Origin of the sequence: Paraburkholderia phosphatilytica (genome assembly GCF_003443895.1) — a bacterium.
In the GTDB taxonomy this organism is placed as follows: Bacteria; Pseudomonadota; Gammaproteobacteria; order Burkholderiales; family Burkholderiaceae; genus Paraburkholderia; species Paraburkholderia phosphatilytica.
The window spans coordinates 31683-44225 of record NZ_QQOA01000029.1 but is presented as its reverse complement, the minus strand read 5'-3'; the positions used below and the strand labels follow the sequence as shown (position 1 = coordinate 44225).

The window sequence follows — 12543 nt, the reverse complement described above, 5'->3', positions numbered from 1 at the left end:
CGCGGCCGGGTTCGATTGATTCGTGCCGCCGTTTTGGCGGCCGACTGACTCGATGAGCCCTTCGATGGCCAGAGCGATGCCGCACCACACCACGGGACCGACGCTGTTCCAGCGCCTGTTCCGCAACACCATTGCGGTCGACGCCGGCACCGCCAACACCCTCATTTACACCGACGACGGCGGCATCGTGCTGAACCAGCCGTCGGTCGTCTGCTTCGAGAAAGGCGCCGATGCGAACCACGTGCGCGTCGCGGCGGTCGGCAGCGAGGCGAAGCAGATGCTCGGCCGCGCGCCCAGCACGCTCGAAGCCATACGGCCGGTGCGCCACGGCGTGATCGCCAATTTCTCCGCGGCCGAGCACATGATCCGCGAGTTCATCGAGATGTCGAAGGTCCGGCCGCTGTTCGGGCGGGCGGAGTTCACGATCTGCGTGCCCGCCGGCGCAACCGAAGTGGAGCGCCGGGCGATTCGCGAGGCTGCGGCGGCGGCCGGCGCGTCGAAGGTCAACCTGATCGGCGAATCGCTGGCTTCCGCGGTCGGCGCGGGGCTGCCGGTGTCGTCAGCGCGCGGCTCGATGGTGGTCGACATCGGCGGCGGCACGACCGAAGTCGGCGTGATCGCGTTGGGCGGGCTCGCGTACAGCGCGTCGGTCAAGGTGGGCGGCGACCAGTTCGACCTGGCGATCGTCAACTACGTGCGCAGCCTGTACGGCGTGCTGCTGGGCGACCAGACGGCCGAGCACGTGAAGAAGACCATCGGCTCGGCGCTGCTCGACGTGCCGGTGGAACGGATGCACGCGACCGGCCGCAGCGCCGAGGACGGCTTGCCGCGCACGGTCGAACTCACCAATCACGACGTGACCGACGCGATCGCCGGGCCGCTGCGCCAGGTCGTCGAGGCCGTCAAGGCGGGGCTGGAACTGGCGCCGCCGGAACTCGTCACCGACATCGCGCATCATGGCGTGACGCTGACGGGCGGCGGCTCGCTGCTGCGCCACCTCGACCGTTGTCTGCAGAACGAGATCGGCATCGATGTGCGCGTCGCCGACGAACCGCTGACCTGCGCGGTACGCGGCGCGGGCATGGCCGCGGCGATGCTGGACGCGTACGCGTTCGACTGACCTGAGCGGCGCACCCGCGGCGCCGGAGCGCGAACACCGTCAGTCCTTGCTGTGCGCGTCCACGTCGAGCGCGCGCTCGGCCGCTTCGCCGACGAGGCCGTTGTAGTACAGATGCGTGCCGATCGCGAGCGAGTCGTTGCGGATCTCGTGCAACGCCTTCCACGCCTTCAACGGCTCCCTGAACAGCAGATAGTGCGCTTCCTGCGCGACCAGATGCGCGACCTCGTGCAGACCGTGGCCGTGCAACGCGGCGACGAGTGCGTCGAGACTGCGATGGGTGCGCGCGTCGGTACGCGGATAGAGCATGTGCAGCACCGCGACCCGCTGCGGTGCGAGCGCGGCCGACAGCGCCACCACGATGTCCTGATGGCTCAGCGCGGCGACGGCGCTGTCCTCGCTCGCTTCCGGTTCCGGGAAGAGCGTATCAATCGAAAGATTCATCTGCGTGTTCCTCGAGTCCTGCTCAGTGGCTCACAAAAAAAGCCGTCACCTGCGCGTGACGGCGAGCCTTTCGGCATGCCCCTGACCTAGTGGATACCCTGAGTATTGCAGAGGAACCACGATAGTTTGCTTCTCTCAAAAGCAAAACATTGTTTCCCGATGCACAACGCTTGCAACGGGCTTTCGGTTAGCCGGAAGTTCGCGCGGTATTCGTGCAACCGCCACGACAGACGGTGGCCGCAGCAGCTTCGCAGGGTGCGAGTGTTGCCGGCCGCGGTATGGATTGTTGTGTGCTTTCATCTGAATGACGGTGCGACCTCGCCTTAGAATGCGCGGCAGGGCCGGGACACGGCGCGCCCGGTCCTGCTCTGGACGGCGGCGACGCGTCACCGGCATGTCACCGACAGCCGTGATACGACAAGGAACACGCTCATGAATGCCTCCTCCAGTTCGCACGCAACACTGCGCTTCTCAGACAGCGACACCACCATCGACCTGCCGGTCTACCAGGGCACGATGGGCCCGGACGTGATCGATATCCGCAAGTTGTACGGGCAGACCGGCAAGTTCACGTACGACCCGGGCTTCATGTCGACGGCGGCGTGCAATTCGTCGATCACGTATATCGACGGCGACAAGGGCGAGCTGCTGTACCGCGGCTATCCGATCGACGACCTCGCGCAGAACGCCGACTTCCTCGAAACCTGCTATCTGCTGCTGAAGGGCGAACTGCCGAACGCGCAGGAAAAGGACGCATTCGTCGAAGCCGTGACGAAGCACACGCTCGTGCATGAGCAGATGCACTTCTTCTTCCGCGGTTTTCGCCGCGACGCGCATCCGATGTCAATCCTCGTTGCGGCGGTGGGTGCGCTGTCCGCGTTCTATCACGACTCGCTCGACATCACGAACGCGGAGCATCGCGACATCTCGGCGACGCGCATGATCGCGAAGCTGCCGACGCTCGTCGCGATGGCGTACAAGTACAGCATCGGCCAGCCGTTCGTGTATCCGAAGAACGAACTGTCGTACAGCGCGAACTTCATGCACATGATGTTCTCGAACCCGTGCGAAGAGTACAAGGTCAACGACGTGCTGGTGCGCGCGCTGGACCGCATCCTGATCCTGCACGCCGATCACGAGCAGAACGCGTCGACGTCCACCGTGCGTCTGGCCGGTTCGTCGGGTGCGAATCCGTTCGCGTGTATCGCGGCCGGTATCGCGTGTCTGTGGGGCCCGGCGCACGGCGGTGCGAACGAAGCCGCGCTCAACATGCTCGAAGAGATCGGCTCGGTCGACAACATTCCGACGTTCATCGAGCAGGTGAAGGACAAGAACTCGGGCGTGAAGCTGATGGGCTTCGGTCACCGCGTGTACAAGAACTACGATCCGCGCGCGAAGCTGATGCGCGAGACCTGCCACGAAGTGCTGGAAGAACTCGGCCTGCACGACGACCCGCTGTTCAAGCTCGCGATGGCGCTTGAAAAGATCGCGCTGGAAGACGAATACTTCGTGTCGCGCAAGCTGTATCCGAACGTCGATTTCTACTCGGGCATCGTGCAGCGCGCGCTGGGCATTCCGACGTCGATGTTCACGTGCATCTTCGCGATGGCGCGCACGGTGGGCTGGATCGCGCAGTGGAACGAGATGATCGCCGACCCCGAGCAGAAGATCGGCCGTCCGCGTCAGCTCTTCATCGGCGAGACGCCGCGTGAGGCGAAGCCGATCGCGAAGCGCTGACGACAGCCATTCGCTATCGCGTTTCGCGTGGCGAATGGAATCCGCAATCGCCCTGTCGGTGTGCTTCGGTCCGAGACCCTCTACAATCGGAACGAAGCAAACCGGACAGGAGCCACACGATGCAGGATCCAGAAGACCTCGGCGGGCTGACTCACGCGGGCAAGGTCGAATACGACGACGAGGACCCGCAGGACAGCGTGTTCATCGCGCCCGAGAAGGAAAGCGTCGCGTCCGCGAACCAGTACGTGCTGAAGGCGGGCAACACGTTCATCGTGAACGATGCGCTCGGCGACATCACGGGCCGCGACGATGGTCTCTTCGTCAACGACACGCGCGTGCTGTCGGAGCTGCGGCTCACGTTTGGCGGCCGCGCGCCGTCGCTGTTGTCCGGCGCGGTCAGCAGCGACAACGCGGCATTCACCGCGCATCTGACGAACCGGCCGCTGCCGCCGCTCGGCGGGTCGAGCACGCCGGAAGGCGTGATCCACGTCGAGCGTGTGCGCGTGCTGTCGGGCACGGTGCTCAACGAAGCAATCGAACTCACCAACTACGGCACTACAGATGCTGTGGTGCCGCTGTCCATTTCCTTCGCGAGCGACTTTCGCGACATGTTCGAAGTACGCGGTCTCAAGCGCAACAAGCGCGGCGAGATCGTGCCGGCGCATGTCGAGAACGGCGAGGTTGCGCTCGGTTATGTCGGCCTCGACGATGTCGAGCGCAACGTGCGGATCGCATTTTCGCCGGCGCCGGACAAGCTTTTCGCTAATCGCGCGGACTACTCGGTGCAGTTGCCGGCGCAGGCGTGCGTGTCGATCTATGTGTCGGTCGCGGTGCAGGTGAAGCCGCACAGCGCGAAGGCAAGCGAAGTCTCCACCGCGGCGCCGCCGCATGCGCCGGGCACGCTGCATCTGTCGCAGATCGATGCGGCGCGGCCGCGCGTCGGACGTGCAGCGGTGCGCGCCGCGCTGGTCGACGCCCACCTCGTGATGCGCGAGCGGCGCCGCTCGTCGGCGCGCGTGCGTTCGAGCAATCCGCTCTTCAATGCATGGATCGACCGCTCGTTCGCCGACCTCGGCCTGCTCACCACGGATCTCGATTCGGGCCCGTATCCGTACGCGGGCATTCCGTGGTTCTCCACGCCGTTCGGCCGCGATGCGGTAATCACGTCGCTGCAGACGCTGTGGCTGCAGCCGGCGCTCGCGCGCGGCGTGCTGCGCTTTCTCGCGCAGCATCAGGCGCGCGAGAACTCGGCGTTTCGCGACGCCGCGGTCGGCAAGATCATGCACGAGATGCGGCGCAGCGAAATGGCGGCTTCAGGCGAGGTGCCGTTCGCGCTGTACTACGGCGGCGTCGACACGACACCGCTCTTCATCGTGCTGGCCGGCGCATATGCGGCGCGCACCAATGACTTCGCGTTGATCGACGAGTTGTGGCCCGCGCTCGATCTCGCTGCGCAGTGGGTGGCGGGCGTGTGCGACCGCAACCGTTATGGCCTCCTCGATTACCAGCGCGCATCGGAGGGCGGCCTTGCGAACCAGGGGTGGAAGGACAGCCACGATTCCGTGTTCCATGCGGACGGCCGTTTCCCCGATGGGCCGATCGCGCTGGTCGAAGTGCAGGCGTACGCGAGCGCCGCGTTCGACACGATGGCGCACTTCGCGCGGCATCGCGGCGATGCTTCCGCGGCTGAAGGCTATGCCGCGCGCGCGACGAAAATCCGCACCTGTGTCGAAGAGCAGTACTGGATGGACGACGCGAACTTCTACGGCATCGCGCTGGATGGCCACGGCGACCTGTGCCGCGTGCTCGCATCGAATGCGGGCCATCTGCTCGCGTTCGGGCTGGCCGAACGGTCGCGCGGCGAGGCGGTGGCGCGCGGGCTCGAATCGACGCTGTTCCACACCGGCTGGGGCGTGCGCACGCTCGCGGCGGGTCAGGCGCGCTTCAACCCGATGGCGTATCACAACGGCTCGGTCTGGCCGCACGACAACGCGATCTGCGCGCGCGGTCTCGCGCGCTACGGCGCGAAGGCGGCCGCCGTGCGTCTGCTGCAGGCGCTGTTCCAGGCGGCGGTGAACTTCGATATGCGGCTGCCGGAACTGTTCTGTGGCTTCCCGCGCCGGCGCGGCGAGCCGCCCACCGCGTATCCGGTCGCGTGCCTGCCGCAGGCATGGGCGGCAGGCTCGCCGTTCATGATGCTCGAAGCGTGTCTCGGCCTGTCCGTCGATGCCGCGCGCCGCGAGGTGCTGATCGAACAGCCGATGCTGCCCGAGGGCATTGACTGGCTCGAGGTCGGCGATCTGCGGGTGGGCGATGCGACGGTGTCGATCACGTTCCGTCGGGTGGACGGCAAGGTGGTCGCATCGGCCGGGCAGGGCGACGTGCGGGTGGTGGCGCTGCTATAGCGCTGCGCGCGACGCTGGCGTTGGGCAGGAGCAGGGGCGCTGACAGCGCCCCGCTTCATTTGCGCAACTTCGATAGCCGGTGCCCGAGGCCGAGCCGCGTCGCGAGTTGCCACGCGTACACGCGCGAATAGTGGACGCCGAAACGACGCGCGATCAGTTCGCGCAGACGCGCGTTGGTCCACGCCTCCGACGGAAAGCCGTGCTCCATGGCCGAGCCGCCGAGCGCTTGCGCGATCCAGTCGAGCGCGTCCGGGTCGAGCGCGGAGATGCGCCCACCCACGCTGATCGCGGCGAGCGCATCGAGACCGCCGGCCTCGACCAGCAGCTTGTACTTCCTCACCGTGGCGGGCGTCAACTGATGGGCGCGGGCGACCTCCTGGATCGATGCACCTTCGAGAAGCATGCGGCCCGCCTTCAACCTGCGCGCGACGACGGGAAGATCTTCTCGGCGTGACGGCATGGTCCGGACTCCTCGGCGGCATCGGCATGAATATTGGCCTCACCATCAATAATGGTTTTGCGGGCCGATGTGTCGGCAGATCAAAAAAATCATGAGAAGTCGAATCCCGATGGGCTCATTATATTGTTTAGCCGGCTGAAACGATTGAATGGCTTTGTTCTTGCCGGACTGTAAATCGAATCCGCCGATTTTAAAACTGCCTGGAAAGCTTGCGTTCAGGCACCCCGTTTGCTAACCTGATTTATCGCTTGATAATCGATGTTCGCAGTAGTGCGCGAGACAACACATATTGCCGCATACGTCCTGTGTGCGGGGCCCGCTGCGCTCCGCGCGCAACGTCGTATAGCAATCCGCTTTCGTATCGACTGCGCCTTGCCGGGCTATTTCTGACCGGCCTGCTTTCATTTTCATATTTAGACCATGCGGTTGTCTTTGTGCTGGCCGCGATTTTATCTGCGTGTTCCGCGCAATGACGGACAGCTGCGGAACTGGTAATCGATTTAAAGTGATTTCGCAATGAAGATGTAAGTATGTGTCGAATGGAATTTATCGGCGGATGCCGCTGCATTTGCGAATAAACAGAAGCCGGTTCAATCAGCCGAATTGGAGGCACGCTGTGGAAGACGAATTGACCGAACGCATTGCCCGCGCGCTGCTGCGCGCCGCAATCAAACGCAGCGTGCTCAGCTATCAGCGCTTTCATGATCTGTGCGGGCCGGAGTTGAGCTATGCGCAGCGGTATTGCGTGCTCGAGAAGGCCGTCGAATCCGTCAGCGATCCGCGAAGACTCGACTACGGCGTGCTGCTCGCGCTCGACAGCGGGCTGCCTGGCGACGACTACTTCCGGCGCTTCTACCGCTATCGCCACGACGAGTATTTGAGGTCGATGGGCGATCCGCGCATCCAGCGGCAGTCGGTAAAGCAGAAGTGGGCGCTCGTGCGTGTCGAACGGATGCGCGCGTATGAAGATGCGCGAGTCGAATCCGCGCTGCCGCGGGCGCTGGACGCGAACGCACTGGTTCACATCGCGTCGCCGCTTCCCTGGCCAAGGACGACATGAAAACGATCGCGCTGTCGTAACGACGGTTCGCCGGCCGCGCGTTGTCCCGGTGGTAACATTTGTTGTCAACCCGTCACCACCGGACCGCGCATGACCGCTACCTTCGACCAGCTGGCCACCTTGATCCGCTCGCGCTTCGCCGAATTCAGTCCACAGTTCCAGCTCGGCGCCGCGTTCCTGCTCGATCATCCCGACGAGGTCGCGGTGTCGTCGATGCGCAAGGTGGCGGAGCGCGCGCAGGTGCAGCCGGCATCGCTCGTGCGGCTGTCGCAGCAGCTCGGTTTTCCCGGCTGGAACGAGCTGCGCGAGCTGTTCGTCGCGCGTGTGCGCACGCGGCCCGAGCCGCTGACGAGCCGCGCGCGTTCGCTCGTGCGTTCGAACGCGAAGGATGCGCTCGCGCACGACCTGCTGCGCTCGCAGCAGCACAATCTCGACGTGACGGCCGCGCAGAACGCGCGCGTCACGATCGAAGCGGCGAAGCTGTTGCGGCGCGCGGCGCACGTGCATGTCGCCGGGTTCCGCTCGTGCTATCCGGTCGCGTTCAGCCTGCTGTATGGATACCGGCTGTTTCGTTCCTCTGTGTCGCTGCTGAGCGGCGAGGCGGGCACGCTCGACATGCAGCTGCGCAGCATCGAGCGCGACAGCGCGACGGTCGTGATCAGCTTCGCGCCGTATTCGGCCGAAGCGGCGCGGGTAGCGGAGGCCGCGCGTGAAAAGGGCAGCCGCCTGATCGCGATCACCGACAGCGCGGTCTCGCCGATCGCGCTGAACGCCGACAAGGTGCTGATCTTCACGCACGACAGCCCGTCGTTTTTCCCGTCGCTGGTCGCGGCGATGGCGATCGTCGAGTCGCTGGTCGCGCATCTGCTCGCGCTCGAAGGTGCGGGTGCGGTCGCGCGGCTCGAGGAAGCGGAGCGGGCGCTGCACGCGAAGGGCGCGTACGTGCAGTGACGCCGGTGAAGCAGTGACACGTTAGACGGGCACGTTGGCATCGAACGGTGTCGTGCCGTCTTGAACAACAACAAATGTTGCATTACTATCCGGGAGATGCACCTGCTGTTGACGACCTCGCGTAGTCGTATCCGCGTATCCGCACAGCGCGTCAAGGCCGGTTTTTCGAGCACCGTTCCGTCCAGGTTTCCACCGCGCATGACCTCCGCTGCTTCCCTCGATCCTGTTCACATCGCCGGCGATCCGGCAACGATCGGCCGCCGTCTCGGCGAACTCGCGCGTCCCGTGATGGATGCGTACCTCGCGCAGAGCGACGCGTGGCGCGCGGTCGAGCGCTGGCGCGGCCATCCGTTCGTCGCTGCGTTGCGCGCCGCGACCGCGCGCCATTTCCCCGCGCTGCTCGACGAGCTCGATGGCATCGCGGCGGGGCTCGGCCGGTCCGCCGACGACGTGTTCCTGTGGAATTGCCGCGGCGAACTCGCGCACAGCACACCGGACGGCTGCACGACGCTTGCCGCCGTATCGCCGCGCGGCGCGTGGATCGCGCACAACGAAGACGGCGACCCGTGCCTGCGCGGCCGCTGCATGCTGGTCGACGTGCAGCCGGAAGGCAAGCCCGGTTTCGTCAGCTTCTACTATCCGGGTTCGCTGCCGGGCCATACGTTCGCGGCAAACCGCGCGGGTCTCGCGCAGGCGATCAACAACGTGCGCTTGCTCGAACCGCGGGTGGGCGTGCCGCGCATGGTGCTGGCGCGCGCAGTGCTCGATGCCGCGTCGCTCGACGATGCGCTCGCGTTGCTCTCCGACACGCCGCGCGCGAGCGGCTTTCATCACACGCTCGGCGCGGTGGAGGAGAGCGGAGAAGCGGACGGCACAGCGCGCATCGTCAGCGTGGAGGCGACGGCGCGGCGCTGCTCGATCGAAGCCGTCGGCGCGTTGCGCGGTCATGCGAACCATCTGATTCATACCGGCCACGAGAGCGAAGCGCAGATCGTCACCGATTCCTCGCGCGACCGTCAGCTTCGTCTCGCGCAACTGCTGCCGGGCGCGGAACGTGAGGGCAACGCCGATGCGCTTGTCGCCGCGCTGCACGACGTGGCGCCGTCCGGGCTGCCGATCTACCGCGACGATCCGCACGACCCCGACGGCGAGAACACGCTCGCGACCGCGCTGATGCAACCGCGCGCAGACGGCGTCGCGCTGCGCGTGGTCCAGCACCACGTCACCACCTTCGATCAACTGATCGCGCGCACCTGCTGAACGGCGCCCGCACGAGCAAACTGAACACCGAACACCCAATCCGACACGTCCGAACCCGGAGCCTCATCATGACCAACGTCTTTCACCGGATGCCCAAAGCCAGGCTGCCCGTTGCGGTAGCCGGCGACGGCATCGAGATCATCGATTCGACCGGCAAGCGCTATATCGACGCATCGGGCGGCGCCGCCGTGTCGTGCCTCGGGCACAGCAACCAGCGGGTGATCGACGCGATTGCGCGCCAGGCGCGGCAACTGCCGTACGCGCACACGTCGTTTTTCACGACCGGGCCGGCGGAACAGCTCGCCGATCATCTGGTTGCCGCCGCACCCGAAGGACTCGGCCACGTGTATTTCGTGTCGGGCGGGTCGGAAGCCGTCGAGGCCGCGCTGAAGCTCGCGCGCCAGTATTTCGTCGAAACCGGCCAGCTGGAACGCCGGCATTTCATCGCGCGCCGGCAGAGCTATCACGGCAACACGCTCGGCGCGCTCGCGATCGGCGGCAATGCGTGGCGGCGCGAGCCGTTCCTGCCGCTGCTGATCGAAGCGCATCACGTGAACCCGTGCTACGCATACCGCGAGCAGCGCGCCGACGAAAGCGACGAGCAGTTCGCGCAGCGCCTCGCCGATGAACTCGAAGCGAAGATCCTCGAACTCGGGCCGAACACGGTCGCCGCGTTCGTCGCGGAGACGGTGGTCGGCGCGACGCTGGGCGCGGTGCCGCCGGTGCGCGAATACTTCCGCAAGATACGCGCGGTGTGCGACCGCTATGGCGTGCTGCTGATTCTCGACGAGATCATGTCGGGCATGGGGCGCACCGGTTATCTGTATGCGTGCGAGGAAGACGGCGTTGCGCCGGATATGCTGACCATCGCGAAGGGACTCGGCGCGGGCTACCAGCCGATCGGTGCGACGCTCGTCAGCAACCGGATCCACGATGCGATCGTCGGCGGTTCGGGTTTCTTCCAGCATGGCCATACGTATATCGGTCACGCCACCGCCTGCGCGGCGGCGCTCGAAGTGCAGCGCGTGATCGCGGAAGAGCAGCTGCTCGACAACGTGAAGGCGCGTGGCGAGCAGTTGCGCGCGCTGTTGCGCGAGCGCTATGCGGAGCATCCGTTCGTCGGCGACGTGCGGGGGCGCGGACTCTTCGTCGGCGCGGAACTCGTGAAGGACCGCGCGACGAAGACGCCGTTCGACCCGTCGCTGAAACTGCACGCCGCGATCAAGCGCGAAGCGTTCGCGCGTGGGCTGATGGTCTATCCGATGGGCGGCACGGTGGACGGCCGGCTCGGCGATCACGTGCTGCTCGCGCCGCCGTTCATCTGCACGGAGCACGACATCGCGCGCATCGTCGAGCGTCTCGGCGATGCGATTGAAAGCGCGATTGAAAGCGCCCTTGCCGCCACCGCCGCTGCGCGCTGATACTGCGTCGACCGCTTCCACGAACGAACGAGCGCCACCATGACGAACCGTCTTCCCACCTTCGACCCATCGCAGGCGACGCCCGAGCAGCGCGCGGTGCTCGACGAAATCCTGTCGGGACCGCGCGGCAACCTGAACGGCCCGTTTCTCGGCTGGATCCACAGCCCCGAACTCGCGCAGCATGCGCAACGGCTCGGCGCGTTCTGCCGCTACCAGACGGGTTTGCCGCTGCGGCTCTCCGAACTCGCGATCCTGGTCACCGCGTCGCGCTGGCAGGCGCAGGCCGAATGGCACATTCACCATCCGATCGCCTTGCAGGCGGGCGTGCCCGCGGCGCTCGCCGAAGCGATCCGTACCGCCGGCGCCACGCCGTCGTTCGACGAACCCGACGACGCACTGATCTACGCATTCGCGACCGAACTGTACGACGCGAAACGCGTGTCCGATGCCACCTACGCGCGCGCGGTGGAACGCTTCGGCGTACCGGTCACGATCAATCTCGTGAGCCTGCTCGGCTACTACGCGCTCGTCGCGATGACGCTCAACGTGTTCGGCATGCTCGCGGACGGGCAGACATCCTTACCGTTCCCGGAGTGAGTGCCGGTCATCCTTGCTGACTGGTGCGGGCCGCTGCGAGTCGCCGCACGCGGCTGCGGTATGCACTGCAGGGATGCAATACGCGCGTCGCGGGAACCGCCTATGATGGAAAGCCGGTCGACGCCCGAATCCCGGCCCGCGGCACGGACGATCGATGCCGCAAGCGCACCCTCCCGGGCGTGACCGTGCGGCAGTCGTCGTCGGCAGTTCCGTCGCGCGCACCGGCCCATCAGGAGAGTGCGATGAAGCGCAAGGCATCAGCAGTCTGGCAAGGCGGCCTGCAGGACGGCAAAGGTTCGATCTCGACCGATAGCGGCGTGCTGAAGGACACCCAGTACTCGTTCTCCACCCGTTTCGAAAACGGCGTCGGCACCAACCCCGAGGAACTGATCGCAGCCGCGCACGCGGGCTGTTTCTCGATGGCGCTATCGGCGGAACTGGGCAAGGCGAACATCAAGCCCGAAAGCATCGCCACCACGGCCACCGTGACGCTCGATAAAGACGGCGGCGGCTTTTCCGTCACCGCCTCGCATCTCGACGTGGTCGTGAAGATACCGGGTGGCGACAAGGCAGCCTTCGAAAAAGCCGCGGCGGACGCGAAGGCCGGCTGTCCGATCTCGAAGGTGCTGAACGCGAAGATCTCGATGGACGCGAAGCTCGAAAGCTGATTCCAGATCGACGTCATGACGGCGCGTGCTCGCGCGCCGACCAGCAGCGCCGCGCGCCGCGTCGCGCGGCGCTGCTTCCCCTCGGGCGCTGCGCCGGCGCCCGTTCCCGCTCCCGGTTCACGCAGGCACCGTCGCGGATAACCGCCGCACCGGATTGCGGCGCGCGCATCCGGAATTCGCCAATTGTGGTGCGGCTGAAAACGTTTTCTCTTTGCCGCGAATAAAAGTTTGACTTTTTTAAATCAGGGCATTGGATGAATGCACAATCGTCGCGCATGGATTTAATACGACGATGTGACAGCGTTGCGATTAATCGCCGGCTAATCCATTCGTCAGACATCGGCATCGGTAAAACCACCGATTCGCAGCAGCTTTTACGTGCGAACGTCCGCTCGACGGTCATTTTGGCCGCTTTCCATCGGG

The 12543-nt window shown here is 65.6% G+C and carries 12 protein-coding genes; 9 read left to right on the top strand and 3 right to left on the bottom strand.

Annotated elements, in window-relative coordinates; genetic code table 11:
• The first annotated feature begins 64 nt into the window (after positions 1-64).
• Complete coding sequence (mreB, locus tag DVS29_RS25770; protein ID WP_118183353.1) at positions 65-1120, top strand: rod shape-determining protein; 1056 nt, start codon at positions 65-67, stop codon at positions 1118-1120.
• A 39-nt stretch (positions 1121-1159) separates the two neighbouring features.
• Here mreB and DVS29_RS25765 read toward each other — a convergent pair whose 3' ends face one another.
• On the bottom strand, positions 1160-1561 hold the full coding sequence (locus tag DVS29_RS25765; protein ID WP_118183352.1) for a hypothetical protein: 402 nt from the start codon (positions 1559-1561) through the stop codon (positions 1160-1162).
• A gap of 432 nt (positions 1562-1993) precedes the next feature.
• Here DVS29_RS25765 and gltA point away from each other — a divergent pair, with 432 nt between their 5' ends.
• A complete protein-coding gene (gene gltA / locus DVS29_RS25760) occupies positions 1994-3298 on the top strand; it encodes a citrate synthase (protein ID WP_118183351.1) in 1305 nt (434 codons plus the stop codon).
• Positions 3299-3417: 119 nt separating this feature from the next.
• Positions 3418-5703, top strand: coding sequence for an amylo-alpha-1,6-glucosidase (locus DVS29_RS25755; RefSeq protein WP_118183350.1), 2286 nt, complete (start codon positions 3418-3420; stop codon positions 5701-5703).
• A 55-nt stretch (positions 5704-5758) separates the two neighbouring features.
• Here DVS29_RS25755 and DVS29_RS25750 read toward each other — a convergent pair whose 3' ends face one another.
• Positions 5759-6163, bottom strand: coding sequence for a helix-turn-helix domain-containing protein (locus DVS29_RS25750; protein WP_118183349.1), 405 nt, complete (start codon positions 6161-6163; stop codon positions 5759-5761).
• Between the two features lie 556 nt (positions 6164-6719).
• On the opposite strand from DVS29_RS25750, the gene DVS29_RS25745 reads away from it, so the two are divergent.
• From DVS29_RS25745 to DVS29_RS25720, 6 genes are all read left to right on the top strand, one after another.
• On the top strand, positions 6720-7223 hold the full coding sequence (locus DVS29_RS25745) for a hypothetical protein (protein WP_205962517.1): 504 nt from the start codon (positions 6720-6722) through the stop codon (positions 7221-7223).
• A 90-nt stretch (positions 7224-7313) separates the two neighbouring features.
• The gene (locus tag DVS29_RS25740; protein WP_118183348.1) at positions 7314-8174 is read left to right on the top strand and encodes a MurR/RpiR family transcriptional regulator; all 861 of its coding nucleotides are present in this window, start codon (positions 7314-7316) and stop codon (positions 8172-8174) included.
• Between the two features lie 198 nt (positions 8175-8372).
• Positions 8373-9434, top strand: coding sequence for a C45 family autoproteolytic acyltransferase/hydrolase (locus DVS29_RS25735; RefSeq protein WP_118183347.1), 1062 nt, complete (start codon positions 8373-8375; stop codon positions 9432-9434).
• 68 nt (positions 9435-9502) lie between these two features.
• The gene (locus tag DVS29_RS25730) at positions 9503-10855 is read left to right on the top strand and encodes an aspartate aminotransferase family protein (protein ID WP_118183346.1); all 1353 of its coding nucleotides are present in this window, start codon (positions 9503-9505) and stop codon (positions 10853-10855) included.
• 39 nt (positions 10856-10894) lie between these two features.
• The gene (locus tag DVS29_RS25725) at positions 10895-11452 is read left to right on the top strand and encodes a carboxymuconolactone decarboxylase family protein (protein ID WP_118183345.1); all 558 of its coding nucleotides are present in this window, start codon (positions 10895-10897) and stop codon (positions 11450-11452) included.
• A gap of 242 nt (positions 11453-11694) precedes the next feature.
• Complete coding sequence (locus DVS29_RS25720; protein ID WP_118183344.1) at positions 11695-12120, top strand: OsmC family protein; 426 nt, start codon at positions 11695-11697, stop codon at positions 12118-12120.
• Between the two features lie 13 nt (positions 12121-12133).
• On the opposite strand, the gene DVS29_RS37040 is transcribed toward DVS29_RS25720, so the two are convergent.
• Entirely contained in the window at positions 12134-12523 is a 390-nt protein-coding gene (locus DVS29_RS37040) for a hypothetical protein (protein WP_124800718.1), read from the bottom strand.
• Positions 12524-12543: the final 20 nt, after the last annotated feature.

Coding starts and splice junctions, on each gene's coding strand:
- mreB (WP_118183353.1), top strand. CDS start 65: ATGGCCAGAGCGATGCCGCACCACACCACGGGACCGACGCTGTTCCAG.
- DVS29_RS25765 (WP_118183352.1), bottom strand. CDS start 1,561: ATGAATCTTTCGATTGATACGCTCTTCCCGGAACCGGAAGCGAGCGAG.
- gltA (WP_118183351.1), top strand. CDS start 1,994: ATGAATGCCTCCTCCAGTTCGCACGCAACACTGCGCTTCTCAGACAGC.
- DVS29_RS25755 (WP_118183350.1), top strand. CDS start 3,418: ATGCAGGATCCAGAAGACCTCGGCGGGCTGACTCACGCGGGCAAGGTC.
- DVS29_RS25750 (WP_118183349.1), bottom strand. CDS start 6,163: ATGCCGTCACGCCGAGAAGATCTTCCCGTCGTCGCGCGCAGGTTGAAG.
- DVS29_RS25745 (WP_205962517.1), top strand. CDS start 6,720: ATGCCGCTGCATTTGCGAATAAACAGAAGCCGGTTCAATCAGCCGAAT.
- DVS29_RS25740 (WP_118183348.1), top strand. CDS start 7,314: ATGACCGCTACCTTCGACCAGCTGGCCACCTTGATCCGCTCGCGCTTC.
- DVS29_RS25735 (WP_118183347.1), top strand. CDS start 8,373: ATGACCTCCGCTGCTTCCCTCGATCCTGTTCACATCGCCGGCGATCCG.
- DVS29_RS25730 (WP_118183346.1), top strand. CDS start 9,503: ATGACCAACGTCTTTCACCGGATGCCCAAAGCCAGGCTGCCCGTTGCG.
- DVS29_RS25725 (WP_118183345.1), top strand. CDS start 10,895: ATGACGAACCGTCTTCCCACCTTCGACCCATCGCAGGCGACGCCCGAG.
- DVS29_RS25720 (WP_118183344.1), top strand. CDS start 11,695: ATGAAGCGCAAGGCATCAGCAGTCTGGCAAGGCGGCCTGCAGGACGGC.
- DVS29_RS37040 (WP_124800718.1), bottom strand. CDS start 12,523: ATGACCGTCGAGCGGACGTTCGCACGTAAAAGCTGCTGCGAATCGGTG.